12 protein-coding genes and 1 pseudogene are annotated in these 13,538 nt (G+C 43.0%); 6 read left to right on the top strand and 7 right to left on the bottom strand.

The genetic code is table 11. The features are described from left to right. Window positions 1–40 precede the first annotated feature (40 nt). A complete protein-coding gene (citA, locus tag MKX71_RS05190; protein WP_015383204.1) occupies window positions 41–1,141 on the bottom strand; it encodes a citrate synthase CitA in 1,101 nt (366 codons plus the stop codon). A 108-nt stretch (window positions 1,142–1,249) separates the two neighbouring features. Here citA and citR point away from each other — a divergent pair, with 108 nt between their 5' ends. Continuing rightward, entirely contained in the window at window positions 1,250–2,125 is an 876-nt protein-coding gene (gene citR / locus MKX71_RS05185) for a transcriptional regulator CitR (protein ID WP_003233357.1), read from the top strand. Between the two features lie 70 nt (window positions 2,126–2,195). Here the strand turns inward: citR and lytE are convergent, their stop codons facing one another. Continuing rightward, window positions 2,196–3,200: a peptidoglycan endopeptidase LytE gene (gene lytE, locus MKX71_RS05180; RefSeq protein ID WP_063334956.1), complete on the bottom strand. Its 1,005-nt coding sequence runs from the start codon at window positions 3,198–3,200 to the stop codon at window positions 2,196–2,198. Between the two features lie 528 nt (window positions 3,201–3,728). On the opposite strand from lytE, the gene phoA reads away from it, so the two are divergent. Further along, a complete protein-coding gene (gene phoA / locus MKX71_RS05175) occupies window positions 3,729–5,114 on the top strand; it encodes an alkaline phosphatase PhoA (RefSeq protein ID WP_339231807.1) in 1,386 nt (461 codons plus the stop codon). Between the two features lie 29 nt (window positions 5,115–5,143). On the opposite strand, the gene spoVR is transcribed toward phoA, so the two are convergent. Then, window positions 5,144–6,550 (bottom strand): stage V sporulation protein SpoVR, encoded by a 1,407-nt coding sequence (spoVR, locus tag MKX71_RS05170; RefSeq protein ID WP_003233364.1) that lies wholly within the window; start codon window positions 6,548–6,550, stop codon window positions 5,144–5,146. Between the two features lie 30 nt (window positions 6,551–6,580). Between spoVR and MKX71_RS05165 the strand changes: the two are divergent. From MKX71_RS05165 to lytF, 3 genes and pseudogenes are all read left to right on the top strand, one after another. Then, a pseudogene (locus MKX71_RS05165) lies at window positions 6,581–8,241 on the top strand (mechanosensitive ion channel). Window positions 8,242–8,348: 107 nt separating this feature from the next. Then, window positions 8,349–8,789 (top strand): nitric oxide-sensing transcriptional repressor NsrR, encoded by a 441-nt coding sequence (gene nsrR, locus MKX71_RS05160; RefSeq protein WP_014479293.1) that lies wholly within the window; start codon window positions 8,349–8,351, stop codon window positions 8,787–8,789. Between the two features lie 152 nt (window positions 8,790–8,941). Next, window positions 8,942–10,408, top strand: a complete 1,467-nt coding sequence (gene lytF, locus MKX71_RS05155; RefSeq protein WP_338732963.1) for a peptidoglycan endopeptidase LytF — start codon at window positions 8,942–8,944, stop codon at window positions 10,406–10,408. A 41-nt stretch (window positions 10,409–10,449) separates the two neighbouring features. On the opposite strand, the gene MKX71_RS05150 is transcribed toward lytF, so the two are convergent. After that, window positions 10,450–10,773 (bottom strand): YqzG/YhdC family protein, encoded by a 324-nt coding sequence (locus MKX71_RS05150; RefSeq protein WP_003233371.1) that lies wholly within the window; start codon window positions 10,771–10,773, stop codon window positions 10,450–10,452. 200 nt (window positions 10,774–10,973) lie between these two features. Here MKX71_RS05150 and MKX71_RS05145 point away from each other — a divergent pair, with 200 nt between their 5' ends. Next, window positions 10,974–11,216, top strand: coding sequence for a YhdB family protein (locus tag MKX71_RS05145; protein WP_003233373.1), 243 nt, complete (start codon window positions 10,974–10,976; stop codon window positions 11,214–11,216). Window positions 11,217–11,230: 14 nt separating this feature from the next. Here the strand turns inward: MKX71_RS05145 and yhdA are convergent, their stop codons facing one another. The 3 genes from yhdA to yhcY are packed head-to-tail and all read right to left on the bottom strand — an operon-like array spanning window position 11,231 to window position 13,535. Then, window positions 11,231–11,755 carry an FMN-dependent NADPH-azoreductase gene (yhdA, locus tag MKX71_RS05140; protein ID WP_339231806.1) on the bottom strand — a complete coding sequence of 175 codons (525 nt, stop codon included), beginning with the start codon at window positions 11,753–11,755 and terminating at the stop codon, window positions 11,231–11,233. Beyond that, a complete protein-coding gene (yhcZ, locus tag MKX71_RS05135; protein ID WP_015252479.1) occupies window positions 11,752–12,399 on the bottom strand; it encodes a two-component system response regulator YhcZ in 648 nt (215 codons plus the stop codon). Before yhcZ ends, yhdA begins: the two co-directional genes overlap by 4 nt. Next, window positions 12,396–13,535, bottom strand: a complete 1,140-nt coding sequence (yhcY, locus tag MKX71_RS05130; RefSeq protein ID WP_032721229.1) for a two-component system sensor histidine kinase YhcY — start codon at window positions 13,533–13,535, stop codon at window positions 12,396–12,398. The genes yhcZ and yhcY overlap by 4 nt, the downstream gene beginning before the upstream one ends. Window positions 13,536–13,538 lie beyond the last annotated feature (3 nt).

The raw sequence follows: 13,538 nt of genomic DNA, 5'->3' as shown, positions 1-13,538 counted from the left end.
ACGTTACCACACGACAGAAATGACTAAACGCCAAAATATGTTATGAAAGAACTTCCTCGGGAATGGCACCGGTATATTGCGCTGACGGGCGGAAAATCATGTTGTTTTCTGCCTGTTCCAGTACATGGGCGCACCACCCTACCATTCGGCTTGCTGAAAAGGTCGGAGTAAACAATTCATCGTCAAAATCGATGGCCTTCATCACTGCAGCCGCGTAAAATTCAACATTTGTGTACAGCTTTCGTCCCGGTTTGTAGATTTCTAGCAAACGAATCGCTTCTGCTTCTACATGCAGCGCAAGATCAAGATCACGGTCATTGCCGGCCACCTGTTCTGCTTTCTGTCTCAAAGCTTCTGCCCGCGGGTCTTTTGTTTTGTACACCCTGTGGCCGAATCCCATCAAGCGCTCTCCTTTTTCGAGTTTTTCTTTCAGATATGCTTCAGCATGTTCTTTTTCTCCAATGTCTTCAAGCATTTTTGTCACCGCAGAAGGAGCACCTCCGTGCAGCGGACCTTTCATCGTACCGAGAGCAGCCGTGACGGCTGACACTAAATCACTCTCTGTAGATAACGTGACTCGTGCCGAAAAAGTCGATGCGTTCATGCCGTGCTCCATGGCCAGAATCATATAGGTTTCAAGCGCTTTCTTTTTTGCCTCTGAAGGCTGTTCACCTGTGAGCATATAATAGTAGTTTTCGACATGTCCGTACTGGGAAGAAGGTGCAATTGCTTGTTCGCCGCGCGTCCATCTTTTTCTGTATGCAATGATAGAAGGCGTGATTGCAATCAGCCGGATTGCTTCCTCTGTTTTCGGATGGAATGTGTACGTATTTTCCCCCAATGCTGAAACAACCGTTCTCAGCACCGACATATCGTCCATGTTGTTTGGCAGTGATTGAATCAAGCGCTCAATATGTTCCGGAAGATTCCGTTCCGCAGCCAGCTTATCTTTAAATACCTGCAATTCTTCAGTTGAAGGCAGTTTTCCAAATAAAATCAAATAAGCCGCTTCTTCAAAGCTGTGATTCAGTGCGATGTCTTTTGCATGATGTCCTCTGTAAATCAGACGCCCTTTTTCACCATCAATATGGCTGATGGATGTTTCTACACATGTAATTCCCTTTAATCCGTAATGTACCATTTGTATTCCCCCTATCCTTTTCTGTTATTATAGTAAATATAATATTTAAATAATAATGAATATTTTAAAGGGAATTAATTAAAAATATTAATCAGAGGGAGAATAGAAATGGATTTCAAATGGCTTCACACCTTTGTGACCGCTGCAAAATATGAAAACTTCCGAAAAACGGCGGAAACGCTTTTCTTATCTCAGCCCACTGTGACCGTACATATCAAGCAATTAGAAAAAGAAATCAGCTGCAAGCTGTTCGAGCGTAAAGGCAGGCAAATCCAGCTGACTGATGAAGGCAGGGCGTATTTGCCGTATGCGCTCAGGCTTCTTGATGATTATGAAAACAGCATGGCAGAGCTTCACAGAGTGAGACAAGGCTACTCTCAAACCTTACAGCTCGCGGTTTCTCCGCTTATTGCAGATACTGTGCTTCCTTCTGTCATGAAGCGGTACACAGCAATGAATACGGAAACAGAAATGGCGGTTACGATTTTCGAATCAGCGGAAATCGCGTCACTGATTAAAGCCGGGGAAGCAGATATCGGACTAAGCTGTTTAAAGGTACAGTCTTCTTCTTTAAGCTGCCACTGCTTATACAAAGACCCTGTCGTCCTTGTTGCCCCGCCCGATAAGCGTTTCATAGAAGACAACGAAATTGATGCCAAAGAGGTGCTCGAACAATACCTGCTTTTGACCCACAATCACCCTGATTACTGGGACGACTTGCTCCGTCAAGTCAGAATGACATTTCCATTTGTGAGAACAATGAAGGTCACTCAAACACATATAACGAAACGGTTTATCAAGGAAGGACTCGGAGTTTCATTTCTGCCTTTATCTACAGTAAAGCGTGAGTTAGCAGAGAAACAGATGATCAGAATTCCTTATCAGTCTGTACAGCTGCCCTATGCCGGCGCTTACGCGATTGCCCTTTATGAAAATAAGAAAGAAAAAAAATTCTTGGATTTTTTATCACATTTTCATTTTTAGGAGCAACCAAAACGCCTGTGCTCCGTCTAATGAAAAAAACCCGTTCCAATGAACGGGTTTTCTCTAAAAATTAGAATCTTTTCGCACCGAGGTAACGAGGCTTCCAGTAGCTGTTGTTCAGGCTGCTGACTTGTACGCCGTCAGACCCTGCATGAATGAAACTGTTGTTTCCAATGTAAATCCCCATGTGAGAAGGGCCGGATTTATATGTCGTGAAGAAGACGAAATCACCAACAGACGGGCTGGCAATGCTCTTCATAGAACTCCAGTATCCTGCAGTGCTTGTTCTGCCCACACTTGTTTGTTTATTCAGTACGTACCAAATGAATCCGCTGCAGTCAAAGCCGGAAGTTGTCGTTCCGCCCCATTTATATGGCGTTCCGACTAACGCTTTTGCATCAGAAACCAGTTTGCTCACATTAAGTGATGTAGATGACGTTTTGCTGCTTGAAGATGATGAAGATGAAGCAGGTTTTGAGCTGCTTGTGCTTGTTCCTTTCACCTTCAATACTTGGTTGACATAGATTACATCTGATTTTAAGCCGTTTAAGCTTTTTAATTTGCTAACCGTAGTGCCGTATTTGCTCGCAATTTTAGAAAGGCTGTCTCCGCTCTTCACTTTATAAGTAGAAGTGGAAGATGATGACACTTTTGATGAGCTGGAGCTGCTTGAACTAGTTGAACCTTTCAGTTTCAGGACTTGTCCAACACGAAGCAAATCTGATTTTAAGCCATTCAGCTTCTTCAGTTCATTGATTGTCATGCCGTATTTTTTTGAAATTTTCCAAAGGCTGTCCCCGCTCTTTACTTTGTATGTAGAAGAAGAGGAAGAAGAACTGCTGCTTTTTGAACTTGTAGATTTGCCGTTAATCGATAAAGTTTGTCCCACGTAAATAATGTCTGAACGAAGGTGGTTCTCTGATTTAATTTTACTGATCGTTGTGTCGTATTTTCTTGAAAGATCCCATAACGTGTCGCCTTTTTTCACCTTAATGCTTTGTGCAGATGCCGCTCCTGCAAATAACGTCGATCCTAAAACAACTGCTGTCGTAGCTGTAATGATTTGCTTTTTCATATTTTCCTCCCCAAATGTTAACTCTCTATATATGTATCTCTTTTTTTTAATTATTCTTATTGATTTCTATTATAAGGATAGATTCCCATCAGAAATAGTCTTGACTTCATGTGACAAATTTCTTAATTATTCGTTCTAAAAAAAAGTTTTTAAGGGTATTAAATATTTCATTTTCGTTGCAAAGGTGACAAAAAATGAGTGCTTTTGTCATGTTTTATGGGATGTTTTTCAACATAAAGGAAATAAATGAAAAACTTTCGGGGTCGGCTCACATACCGGAAAATGAGTGATAAAGAATATTCGAGGAGAGCTGCGGTTATCCGCAGTTTTTTTATTTAAACAAACATATCATGCAAAGACAGAGAGGTAAAGATTTTTCTGAAAAATGAATGCTTTACATCAAATAAGGCAAGATAACGAAAAGTGTTTTTTCATTTCCTTACAAGGCTTTACTTATTGTTTACATGATCAACAGCCATATTTAACAAAATTTCCCTAACATGATAAACGGAATACATTAAAGGAGGCATGAAAAAAATGAATTTGTTTCAAAAAATGAAATCAAAATTTCTGCCAATCGCCGCTGTTTCTGTCCTTACAGCTGGAATTTTTGCCGGAGCTGAGCTGCAGCAAACAGAAAAGGCCAGCGCCAAAAAACAAGACAAAGCTGAGATCAGAAATGTCATTGTGATGATAGGCGACGGCATGGGGACGCCTTACATAAGAGCCTACCGTTCCATGAAAAATAACGGTGACACACCGAATAACCCGAAGTTAACAGAATTTGACCGGAACCTGACAGGCATGATGATGACGCATCCGGATGACCCTGACTATAATATTACAGATTCAGCAGCAGCCGGAACAGCATTAGCGACAGGCGTTAAGACATGCAACAATGCAATTGGCGTCGATAAAAATGGAAAAAAAGTGAAATCTGTACTTGAAGAGGCCAAACAGCAAGGCAAGTCAACAGGGCTTGTCGCCACGTCTGAAATTAACCACGCCACTCCAGCCGCATATGGCGCCCACAATGAATCACGGAAAAACATGGACCAAATCGCCAACAGCTATATGGATGACAAAATAAAAGGCAAACATAAAATAGACGTGCTGCTCGGCGGCGGAAAATCTTATTTTAACCGCAAGGACAGAAACTTGACAAAGGAATTCAAACAAGCCGGCTACAGCTATGTGACAACGAAACAAGCATTGAAAAAAAATAAAGATCAGCAGGTGCTCGGGCTTTTCGCAGATGGAGGGCTTGCTAAAGCGCTCGACCGTGACAGTAAAACACCGTCTCTCAAAGAAATGACGGTTTCAGCAATTGATCGCCTGAACCAAAATAAAAAAGGATTTTTCTTGATGGTCGAAGGGAGCCAGATTGACTGGGCGGCCCATGACAATGATACCGTAGGAGCCATGAGCGAGGTTAAAGATTTTGAACAGGCCTATAAAGCCGCGATTGAATTTGCGAAAAAAGACAAACATACACTTGTGATTGCAGCTGCTGACCATACAACCGGCGGCTTTACCATTGGCGCGAACGGGGAAAAGAATTGGCACGCAGAACCGATTCTCTCCGCTAAGAAAACACCTGAATTCATGGCCAAAAAAATCAGTGAAGGCAAGCCGGTTAAAGATGTGCTCGCCCGCTATGCCAATCTGAAATTCACATCTGAAGAAATCAAAAGCGTTGAAGCAGCTGCACAGGCTGACAAAAGCAAAGGGGCCTACAAAGCTATCATCAAGATTTTTAATACCCGCTCCAACAGCGGATGGACGAGTACCGATCATACCGGCGAAGAAGTACCGGTATACGCGTACGGCCCCGGAAAAGAAAAATTCCGCGGATTGATTAACAATACGGACCAGGCAAACATCATATTTAAGATTTTAAAAACTGGAAAATAAAAAGGATGCAGAACGCTGCATCCTCTTTTTTATAAATATCTGCGGTGAACACCTTTTCCGTCGTACGAAAACATGACTTCCTTATCCTCAAGCACAGACTCAATGTGCACGCTTCTTCCCCAAAGCTGGAATAAATAAGGGAGCACTTTCTCCAAATATTTCAAATCTAACTCTATTCCCTCATACCAATGCTTAATATAGAGCTCGTTATTTTTCATATAATCGCCGTCGTTTACTGTCAAATATGGAAAACCGCCATTTACCCGCATGCTTACGAGCTGGTCGCGCACCGACTTCCACTGTTTATCGATGATTTTATAATCTCGGCCCTGTTTTTGAAACAAATAAAGATCCTCGCGCATGACCAATTCTTTGGTTAAATAATTGCGGATGAAAGAGATATCGGATTCAATCTCCCTGACCTCAAACATTTTCTCCCGGCCGGAGTCAGGCTGCACGCCCATTTTCTTCATTTCCTCCGTCGGGTTGTTGTACCTCTTTTCAATGTCTTCAAATATTTTCAGCCCTAAATAATAAGGATTAATGCCTGTTTTGGACGGCTGAACGACACCTGCATTCAGCTTGGCGAACTCGATCGCTTCATCAGAGGTTAAATCAAGCTCACGTATAATTCGCTGGTGCCAATAGGAAGCCCAGCCCTCATTCATAATCTTGGTTTCCAGCTGAGGCCAGAAATAAAGCATTTCCTCTCTCATCATCGTTAATATATCACGCTGCCATGGCTCCAGCTCCCGGGAATGCTCCTCGATAAAAAGCAGGATATCTTTTTCAGGCCGCGGCGGGAACGGTTTTTTCGATTTTTTCACTTGTTTTTTCGGCTTCTTTTCATCCAAAGACCATAGATCATCGTAAGGCGTGGCTGCCTCTTCAATCTCCTCTTCCTCATCATCCACACTCCATTGGAGCTTTGGTCGGACCAACGACGGATCGATATGCTCCTGAATCGAAAGGATCGCATCTAAAAAAGATTCGACTTCTTTAATCCCGTGAACCTGTTCATAGTGTTTTATCCGTTCAGCCGTTGCCGCCATGCTTTCCACCATATCGCGCTTCGTGTTTTGGAAACGGCAGTTGTTTTTGAAGAAATCGCAATGGGCAAGAACGTGTGCGACAATCAATTTATTTTGGATCAGTGAGTTGCTGTCCAGCAAAAAAGCGTAGCATGGATCTGAGTTAATGACCAGCTCATAGATCTTGCTTAACCCTAGATCATAGTGCAGCTTCATCTTGTGAAACTGCTTGCCGAAGCTCCAGTGGCTGAATCTTGTCGGCATCCCGTACGCGCCAAATGTATAAATAATTTCAGCCGGGCAGATTTCATATCTCATCGGGTAGAAATCAAGGCCGAATCCTTTTGCAATTTCGGTAATTTCCTCAATTGCCCGCTGTAATCCCTTCTTCTCCTCCGCGTTCAACCGAATCCCCCCTACTTGGACTTATCTATAATGTATGAGCCCGCCAGACAAAAGATGATAGCCTCACTCAGGCAGAAAAAAATTCCCCCGGCACATTCAGCTGTTTGCTTATTGGATCAGTGGGTAAACACACACCATACTACGAAAAAAAGGAGCGATACCAATTGAATGTAGCAGACGTGCTTTCTTCTTATCTCAGTAAGCTGCCAAACGTAATCATTGCTTTACTCGTCCTATTAATCGGATGGGCTATCGCTAAAATCATTGAAAAAGCGGTATACAAAGGGCTCAGCAAAACAAAAATCGACGACAAGCTCTTTGCTGGGAAAAAGCCTTCACGCTATTCCTCAGAAAAAGTCATAAGCAAGGTCGTTTATTTTATCGCACTGATCATCGTCTTTATTTTATTCTTTAACATTTTGCACCTGACAACAGTGGCATCGCCGTTTGTCAGTATGCTTTCGGCGATTGCAGCGGCGATTCCAAGCGTGCTGAAAGCCGGACTCATTCTGCTGTTAGGATGGGCTGCAGCCTCTGTTTTGAGCTTCCTTGTCAAAAAAATCGGGATGAAGCTGAACACGAGTGACAAACTGCGCAAGTGGAATTTGGTGTCTGAAGGAAAAGATATTCACCAGGCTGTCAATACCGCTTCACAAATTGTCTTTTATCTCGTGCTGCTTGTTTTTCTGCCAGGGGTCTTATCTTCTTTGAAAATCAGCGGCATTTCAGGTCCTTTTACAAATATGATGGAAAGCGTGCTCGCTTTTCTGCCGAAATTATTTGCAGCGGCGCTTATCGTATTAATCGGCTGGCTTGTTGCCCGCCTTGTTCGTGGTATCATTACGAATTTCCTTGCGAGCATCGGCACGGAGAGATTCGCGGCACGTATGGGTTTATCAATTTACTTAAAAGATACAAGCCTTTCAGCAGTCATCGGAACAATCGCTTATGTGCTGATTATGATTCCGGTGGTCATTTCAGCGCTTGATCAGCTGGATGTCGCTGGCATTTCAAAACCGGCTGTCTCTATGCTGAATACGATTTTAAACATGCTTCCGAACATCTTGATTGCCATCGTGCTTGTTTTAGCGGGTATCTGGGCAGGAAAATGGGTGAAATCCATGGTGTCCGGACTGCTCCATCGCGCAGGCTTTGATTCTGTCTTAGGGAAAATGGGCATGGAAGCCGGAACGCCTGCAAAGCTGTCCTTGTCTCAAGTTGTCGGTATGATTGCGCAAATCATTGTCATTCTGCTCTTTACAGCTGAGGCGCTTCAAATTGTTCGGCTGCACTTCCTCGTAGAAATTGCCACTGGTATCATCGCGTATCTGCCGAATGTCCTTGTCGCAGTATTCATTCTCGGACTCGGCCTTTACGCAGGAGAATTGGTGAGAAAAGTGCTCTCAAGCATGATAAAAGGCCAGGAATTCAAGTCTTTAGCGCCTATTGCTAAATATACGATTATCGCACTTGCTTTCTTTATGGCCCTGGATCAGCTTGGTGTCGCTGCGACAATCGTCAATTCCGCGTTTATCATCGTTCTTAGCGGCTTCGCACTCGCTTTCGGTTTATCCTTCGGCCTTGGCGGTAAGGATTTTGCATCACGTTATCTGTCTACATTTGAACGCAAAATGCAAAACACAGAAATCGAAAAAAACCGTAAAAACCAAAATCCGCCGAATGACATGTAAGCAAAAAACATGCACCCAGCTGGGTGCATGTTTTTTTAATTCCTTTTTTTTCATTTTTCAATCGATTATGATAAGATATAGAAAATGTCTTATTCTGAGGTCTTATTATGAAGTTAACCAATTATACAGATTATTCATTAAGAGTGTTGATTTTTCTGGCTGCAGAGCGTCCCGGAGAACTTTCAAATATAAAACAGATTGCCGAAACGTATTCTATTTCAAAAAATCATCTCATGAAAGTCATATACAGGCTCGGCCAGCTCGGCTACGTAGAAACGATACGCGGACGGGGCGGCGGCATACGATTAGGCATGGAACCTGAAGACATCAACATCGGTGAGGTTGTCAGAAAAACGGAGGACGATTTTAATATTGTTGAATGTTTTGATGCGAACAAGAATCTCTGTGTTATTTCCCCGGTTTGCGGCTTAAAACATGTGCTGAATGAAGCGCTTTTAGCCTACCTCGCAGTTTTAGACAAATACACACTGCGCGACCTCGTCAAAAACAAAGAAGATATCATGAAGCTTTTAAAAATGAAGGAATAGATTAAGATTCCTTCTTTTTTTATGCCCTTTTTCCCCCTTATTGTTAAGATAATTTGGCTATTTTTATAAAAAGGCAAAACGATGAGACAAATGTGCCGATATAAAAAAGAAACAGCAAATGCAAAATCATTGGGGGAAAAAGGAGAGCTAAGATGAAAAAGAAATTAGCAGCAGGGCTGACAGCATCTGCGATTGTCGGCACAACTTTAGTAGTGACACCAGCTGAAGCAGCAACGATTAAGGTCAAAAGCGGAGATTCTTTATGGAAACTGGCCCAAACCTATAACACAAGTGTGGCGGCCCTCACATCCGCCAATCATCTTTCGACTACTGTTCTGTCGATCGGCCAGACGCTTACTATTCCAGGCAGCAAATCCAGCACTTCTTCATCTACTTCAAGCTCAACAACCAAGAAGAGCGGAAGTTCTGTTTACACAGTGAAAAGCGGAGATTCACTTTGGCTGATCGCAAATGAGTTTAAAATGACCGTGCAAGAACTGAAAAAATTAAACGGACTAAGCAGCGATTTAATTCGTGCTGGGCAGAAATTAAAGGTGTCCGGTACTGTTTCTTCAAGCCCTAGTTCCAGTAAAAAAAGCAACTCTAATAAGAGTTCAAGCTCCAGTTCAAAAAGCAGTTCTAATAAGAGTTCAAGTTCTTCATCTTCTACGGGAACATATAAGGTGCAGCTTGGAGATTCACTTTGGAAAATTGCAAACAAAGTCAATATGTCCATCGCTGAATTGAAGGTCTTGAACAACTTAAAATCAGACACCATTTACGTGAATCAGGTGTTGAAAACAAAATCAAGCGGCTCTGATACGTCTTCTAAAGACACTTCATCCAAATCGAACCAAACTTCAGCAACAACTAAATATACCGTTAAAAGCGGTGATTCACTTTGGAAAATCGCAAACAACTATAACCTGACTGTACAGCATATCCGAAATATCAACAATCTGAAATCAGATGTGCTGTACGTTGGACAAGTATTGAAGCTGACAGGTAAAGCATCTTCAGGCTCTTCATCATCGTCGTCTTCTTCGTCAAATGCAAGCTCCGGCACGACGACTACATACACGGTGAAAAGCGGTGATTCCTTATGGGTGATTGCTCAAAAATTTAAAGTAACAGCTCAGCAGATTCGTGAGAAAAACAATTTAAAAACGGATGTCTTGCAGGTTGGCCAAAAGCTGGTCATTTCCGGAAAAGCTTCATCATCGTCTTCATCCGGTTCTTCAAACAACACCAGCTCAACGAGTGCGAAGATTAACACAATGATTTCGGCCGCTAAAGCGCAGCTTGGGGTTCCGTATCGCTGGGGAGGCACGACACCGTCCGGGTTTGACTGCAGCGGATTCATTTACTATGTACTGAACAAAGTCACATCCGTATCTAGATTAACGGCAGCGGGATATTGGAACACAATGAAATCAGTTAGCCAGCCTGCTGTCGGAGATTTCGTTTTCTTTTCAACATATAAAGCCGGCCCTTCCCACGTCGGAATTTACCTAGGCAACGGGGAATTCATAAATGCCAACGATTCCGGAGTTGTCATTTCCAATATGAACAACTCTTACTGGAAACAGCGCTATCTCGGTGCAAAACGATATTTCTAAAAACAGAAACTGTGCGGCCTTAACGGCTGTACAGTTTTTTATTAGAGCCTAAAGACGTTGATGCTGATCATATGATTTGTCACCGGATGAAAATAGACTTCGGCCCGAACAGAAAAAGTGTCATCTTTCTGTCTGACTGTCACCCGAAAGACATCTTTAGTCTGCTGATCATTCACCTCTGTACGCCCCATATAAGCATAATCAGAAAATGAAGCGCCCTTATATTCATCCTGAATTTTGCTCCAGGCAAGCTGTTCCCACTTTTGAACGGACTCGTCTGTGTCCGTTGAATGACCTTTTGCAGCCATTGACACGATAATCAATCCGCAAAAAAGAAGTGCGATGGTATACGGCAGGGATTTCATTTTTTCAGTCTCCTGTACCCAGAATATATTCCCTCATAGGTTTACCAAAAGCGATATCTTCATTCAGGCATTTTGATTTTATGTCTCCCTCATATTGCTACCCCTTTACTGACGCAGACGGCAAGTTTTGCCCCGTCAATAACAGAGGATGCGGCATAAACTAATCATGAACTTCTCACCCAAGAAAGGAGAAGCGATTCATGGATTATGCCGATTACGATAAAGCGCTTTATTACACCCATCGTTCTCAATGGGATAATTTATTAATTTTAATGGTGCGTACAGAGGACGATTTGTTATCAAAACGAATTGAGCATTTTCTGCATGCATATCATTTTGAACAGGATTACGCCGTTTTAGAAAAGATGCTGTATTCCCTTCTCCGTTATATTGATCATGCCACAGAGCTGACTTATGAAGATCAAATAGCCCTTCTCACATAAACAAATCCCGGCGTTTAGACGCCGGGATTTCCTGCTTTTGCGAACATGCTGAGTTCTTCGACAAGCTCTTTTATGCTTTCCTTAATGTTTTCAGCCACTGTAGCATTTTCAACATCAATATGCACCGGATCAAGCACCAGCTGCTTCGGAATGACATTGGCGTAGACACCCCGCATCACAGTTCTCATATTGTTCAGCGCATTGATGCCGCCTTTTCCGCCTCCCGCTACTGCCAATAATGCAACGGGCTTATATTTGAATTGTTCGCTGCTTAGAAAATCCAAGGCATTTTTTAAAGCGCCGCTCATGCCGCTGTGATATTCAGGCGATAATAATACAATCGCATCCGCTTTAGAAACGCGTTGCTTAAGCTCCTGTACCTTCAACAATTCAGATTGATCAGCTTCACCGTTAAAAATCGGCAATACAAACTCGCTTAGATCAATCAAATCCGTGTGATACAGAGCTGAAATATAGGATGCTGCAATTCTTGTTCTGCCATGTTTTCTAGGCGTGCCATTTATGACTAACATGTTCATTTCGAGATCTCTCCATTCAGATTATATTTCACTGCGAAAAGCGCTGCTTGCGTGCGGTCGGCCACTTCAAGTTTTGCTAAAAGATTCGATACATGGGTTTTTACTGTTTTTTCTGAAATAAACAAGGCTGCTGCGATTTCTTTATTGCTTTTCCCGTTTGCTATTTCAGTCAGAACGTCTTTTTCCCTTCTTGTTAATTGATAGTATTTTTCTTTTTCCGGGTCGTGCTGATTTTTCATATGTGTCAGCACATGGGGCATAATAGCTGTAGAAAGCTTGTATTCGCCAGCATGCACTTGTCTTAGTGTTTTCACCAATTCCTCGGGCTCCGTATCCTTTAATTGATACGCCTTCGCGCCTGCCTGAAGCGCGGGGATGACGTGCTCCTGATCAGAGTAGCTCGTCAGCACAATGATATTCGTATCCGGAAATTGCTGTATTGCTTTTTTAATGGCTTGAATGCCGTCCATCTCGGGCATAGACAAATCCATTAGCACAAGATCCGGCTTTGTCTCTTCGATGACACGGAGAGCTTCTAATCCAGTTGCAGCTTCTCCGACGACTTCAATATCATCCTGGGTGGCAAAGAAAAAACGCAGACCCTTTCTGACAACATGATGATCATCAGCAATGACAATTTTCATACCGCCCCTCCTTTTCGGCTTGTTAGCGGAAGCCTGATGGACAGCTTTGTTCCTGTTCCAAGCGCTGACTCAATCCAAAACTTAGCTCCGGCTTTTTCCGCTCGTTCTTTCATACCCTTGATGCCAAGTGAAGGCAGATCGGCATGCGCTTCATAGCGAAATCCTGCCCCATGATCGATGATATCCAGCTCCGCATGGCACAAAGAAGCAGTCAGACTAACATACGCCGTATCCGTTCCGGCATGCTTTTTGCAGTTATTTAAAGCTTCCTGTACGACACGCCATAGCATATGCTCCTGCTCATCAGTCAGAACAGGACAGCCTTTTTGTGTAAAAATGATCTTCAATCCAATGAGCGCACCATAGCTTTTAATGGCTTCAGCCAGCCCTTTTTCCAATCCTCCGGGGCGAAGCTGCCAAATTAACGCTTTCATTTCTGCGAGCGCGTCCTGTGATAGGTTTTGGATGAAATCAATCATCTGCTGTAAATTTTCATCTTTTGTTAGTGTCTTCGCAGCTTTGGCAGTTAAACTGACGGAAAACAGCATTTGATTGACTGAATCGTGAAGCTCCTGAGCGAGGCGGTTACGCTCCATTAAAAGAGCATTTTTTTGTTGATATTCAGAAAGCCTCATACGCTGGATTGCCGTTCCGATCTGAAAGGCGACAGACTCGAGTAAATGCAGCTCTTCCTCATCAAACATGGTTTTTCCGGCCGCCGCTACATTTAACAATCCGAATCTTCTGTCCCCGTCTTCTAAAGGCACAGTTGCATGATGCGTAATCCCTTCTGTATCAAAACAATGCAGGTTTTCTGCTGATTCGATGCGTTTGCAGTTCATGATATTTGCAGCCTTTCTAAGCCCTCCGTTATTGAATTTCGTCAGGCAGTAACACTCCCCTTCGCACATCAGCACTTTTTCCTTGCGGCTTAAAGCCGGGGGCAGATAAGCGTCGGCCGCTAACGTATAAGACCCATCTTCTTCGATCAGAAAAATCCATCCGGATTGAAGATTTGTCAGACTCAGCAACTCTTTTAAAACTTCATCCAGTGTTGCTTTGATATCGTGCCCTTGATTTAAGGTTTCCGCAATCGTTTTCAGCGTTTTTAATTTTTCCATCCTCGTTTTGCTCACGTT

Source organism: Bacillus sp. FSL M8-0071, from assembly GCF_037975455.1.
In the GTDB taxonomy this organism is placed as follows: domain Bacteria; phylum Bacillota; class Bacilli; order Bacillales; family Bacillaceae; genus Bacillus; species Bacillus subtilis.
This window is presented reverse-complemented; position numbering and strand designations above follow the sequence as displayed.

Bases quoted from the DNA above. Each gene is read 5' to 3' on its own strand.
- yhdA (WP_339231806.1), bottom strand. From the start codon at position 11,755: ATGAACATGTTAGTCATAAATGGCACGCCTAGAAAACATGGCAGAACA.
- phoA (WP_339231807.1), top strand. From the start codon at position 3,729: ATGAAAAAAATGAATTTGTTTCAAAAAATGAAATCAAAATTTCTGCCA.
- citR (WP_003233357.1), top strand. From the start codon at position 1,250: ATGGATTTCAAATGGCTTCACACCTTTGTGACCGCTGCAAAATATGAA.
- lytF (WP_338732963.1), top strand. From the start codon at position 8,942: ATGAAAAAGAAATTAGCAGCAGGGCTGACAGCATCTGCGATTGTCGGC.
- MKX71_RS05150 (WP_003233371.1), bottom strand. From the start codon at position 10,773: ATGAAATCCCTGCCGTATACCATCGCACTTCTTTTTTGCGGATTGATT.
- lytE (WP_063334956.1), bottom strand. From the start codon at position 3,200: ATGAAAAAGCAAATCATTACAGCTACGACAGCAGTTGTTTTAGGATCG.
- citA (WP_015383204.1), bottom strand. From the start codon at position 1,141: ATGGTACATTACGGATTAAAGGGAATTACATGTGTAGAAACATCCATC.
- MKX71_RS05145 (WP_003233373.1), top strand. From the start codon at position 10,974: ATGGATTATGCCGATTACGATAAAGCGCTTTATTACACCCATCGTTCT.
- yhcZ (WP_015252479.1), bottom strand. From the start codon at position 12,399: ATGAAAATTGTCATTGCTGATGATCATCATGTTGTCAGAAAGGGTCTG.
- nsrR (WP_014479293.1), top strand. From the start codon at position 8,349: ATGAAGTTAACCAATTATACAGATTATTCATTAAGAGTGTTGATTTTT.